The 2686-nt window shown below is 54.6% G+C and carries 3 protein-coding genes; all 3 read right to left on the bottom strand.

Features of this window, described 5'->3' with window-relative positions; genetic code table 11:
- The coding region (locus tag J4E70_RS19175) for an amino acid ABC transporter ATP-binding protein (protein ID WP_246531880.1) at positions 1–771 on the bottom strand (771 nt) is incomplete at its 3' end.
- A gap of 22 nt (positions 772–793) precedes the next feature.
- Positions 794–2122, bottom strand: coding sequence for an amino acid ABC transporter permease (locus tag J4E70_RS19170; protein ID WP_213891543.1), 1329 nt, complete (start codon positions 2120–2122; stop codon positions 794–796).
- 1 nt (position 2123) lies between these two features.
- Positions 2124–2686, bottom strand: a 563-nt coding sequence (locus tag J4E70_RS19165) for an ABC transporter permease subunit (RefSeq protein WP_213891541.1), incomplete at its 5' end; no start/stop codon positions are given.

Genomic DNA, 2686 nt, shown 5'->3' with positions numbered 1-2686 from the left:
AATCTGACTGAGGAACATTTTGGTGCGCTCGTGTTGCGGATTGTCGAAAAACTCGATCGGGCCACTTTGCTCGACGATGTCGCCCTCATCCATAAATATCACCTGATCGGCGATGGTCCGCGCGAAGCCCATTTCATGGGTGACCACGATCATTGTCATACCCGTATCCGCCAGTTCGACCATCACATCCAGCACCTCTTTGATCATCTCGGGATCAAGAGCACTGGTTGGCTCGTCAAACAGCATGATCTTTGGGTTCATGCACAGGCTGCGGGCAATGGCGACCCGTTGTTGCTGTCCGCCAGAGAGTTGGCCGGGGTATTTGTCGGCCTGTTCGGGGATCTTTACCCGCTCCAGATAGGTCATTGCGGCTTCTATCGCGTCCGCCTTGCTCATCTTGCGGGTCCAGATCGGCCCCAATGTCAGGTTCTCAAGAATGCTCATATGCGGGAACAGGTTGAAGTTCTGAAACACCATGCCGACCTCGGTGCGAATATGGTCGAGGTTCTTCAGGTTTTTACCAAGTTTGATCCCGTCAACGATGATATCGCCTTCCTGGTGTTCTTCCAGCGCATTGATACAACGGATCAACGTTGATTTTCCCGACCCAGACGGGCCGCAAACGACGATCCGCTCACCTTGATGAACCGTCAGATCGATATCCTTTAGAACATGGAACGCGCCGTACCATTTGTTCATTTTCGCGATTTCGATGATGACCTCGGTCGAGGCGGCCGACGCAAGTTGAGCCTGAGTGAGTTCGATTGTCATGGGTTTCTCCTCGAAGGCTGGGTCAATGTTGATCCCCCGCCGAAAGTTTCACTTCCAGATGGCGGCTGTATTTCGACATCGAAAAGCACAGAACAAAGAACAGGAATGCGCCAAAGATCAGCGGCTCTTTGTGCAGGCCCAACCAGGGCATATCCTTGCTGATTGAACGCAGCATCCCAAGGATGTCGAACAGCCCAATGATCGACACCAGCGTAGTATCCTTCAACAGCCCGATAAAGCTGCCGACGATGTTCGGAATCATGTGTTTCAGCGCCTGAGGCATAATGATTAACCCGGTCGTGCGCCAATAGCCAAGCCCGATGGTATGGGCTGCCTCATACTGACCTTTTGGGATGGCCTGAAGCCCGGCACGCACGGTTTCGGCCATGTAGCAGGCATTGAAAAGAACAACGGCAATGATGACCTGCACTAGCTTGTTCAACACAAACCCTTCGGGCATGAACAGCGGAAACATGGTGGTCGCCATGAACAGCACGGTGATCAGCGGCACCGAGCGGAACACTTCGATAAATGCAACGCACAGAACCCGGACGACCGTCAGTTTGCTGCGACGGCCCAAAGCCAAAATGATACCACCGGGCAATGACGACGCGATGCCGATGCCCGCAATTACCATTGTCAGAAACAGCCCGCCCCATTTTGTCCAACTGACTTCCTCAGCCGTCCAGCTTGCTTGCCAGATAAACACCGCCGCGAAGACCGTAAGTGCGATTGCCAGCAACATATTGCGCTGGATCTTGTCCGGGGCAGTGGTTTTGCCCAGAACGCGCAGCAGATAATCCGGCAGGAATTCGCCCCGCAGCACACCGGTCAGCATATTCGCCGTATTTGCGATCAGCGCGACAATGGCACCGCTGACCATAATCTGCATGAACAGGCCCTTGTCGCCCCCCGAAAACAGATAACCCGCAAGGAAAGGATAGAACGCAACAACACCCGCCCCGATCAGGACCTTGCCTTTGACGCGGCCCATCCATAACGGGGCCATCCACAGCACCAGCATCAGCGCCCCAAAGTTGATCCGCCAAATCTGATCACGCGGGTAGCGGCCGTAAAAGATGTTGTCGAGCCAGTCGATAACGCCGGCCCAGCAGGCCCCGGTCAGGCTGTTGTCATAACATTCGCGCCGGTTCTGGGCTACAAAGGTCGCGTCGGTGAACCCCCAACTCCAGACCCCCGATACGGTGATGAAAACCAGATAACCGGTGACGACGGTCAGGATTGCGTTGAACCACGAGCTGAACAGGTTCTTGTGGATCCAGCCAATGGCGGAGCGTTCGCCAAGGGGTGCTGCGCGTTCAGGGGTTTTTGTGGCGTTGATTATAGCCATATCAGCGTTCCACCAACTGCACGCGTTTGTTGTAGATGTTCAGAAGACCGGAGATTGACAGGCTGATAAACATATAGAACGCCATGGTCATTCCGACCAATTCAACCGCATGTCCAATCTGGTTAAGCGTGGTTTGCATAAACAATGAGACGATGTCGGCATATCCAATGGCGATGGCCAGCGATGAGTTTTTGACCGTGTTCATCCATTGCGAAATCAAGGGCGGCACAATCGCAGGCATGGCTTGCGGGATGACAACCATCGCCATGATCCGGCTAGGTTTCAAACCGATGGAAAGTGCGGCCTCGTTCTGTCCCTTGTTGACTGACAAAATACCGGCCCGCACGGCCTCGGCGATCTGGGCCGCGTGGTAGATGCTGAGCGACACAAGCAGCGCCAGGAATGCCGGTGGCACGCTGGTTCCGCCTGCAAAATTAAAGCCTTGCAGCGTTGGCATATCCCAGCTGAGCGGCATGCCAGTCAGTACAAACACCGCACTTGGCACCAAGAGCACCAGTGCTAGGGATGGAAGTAGCGTTTTGGTTTGCTGGCCTGTGCGCTCTT

Origin of the sequence: Pseudohalocynthiibacter aestuariivivens (assembly GCF_018457175.1) — a bacterium.
GTDB classification, from domain to species: domain Bacteria; phylum Pseudomonadota; class Alphaproteobacteria; order Rhodobacterales; family Rhodobacteraceae; genus Pseudohalocynthiibacter; species Pseudohalocynthiibacter aestuariivivens.
Note: the sequence above shows the minus strand (reverse complement) of the source record. Positions and strands in the feature narration are given on the sequence as shown.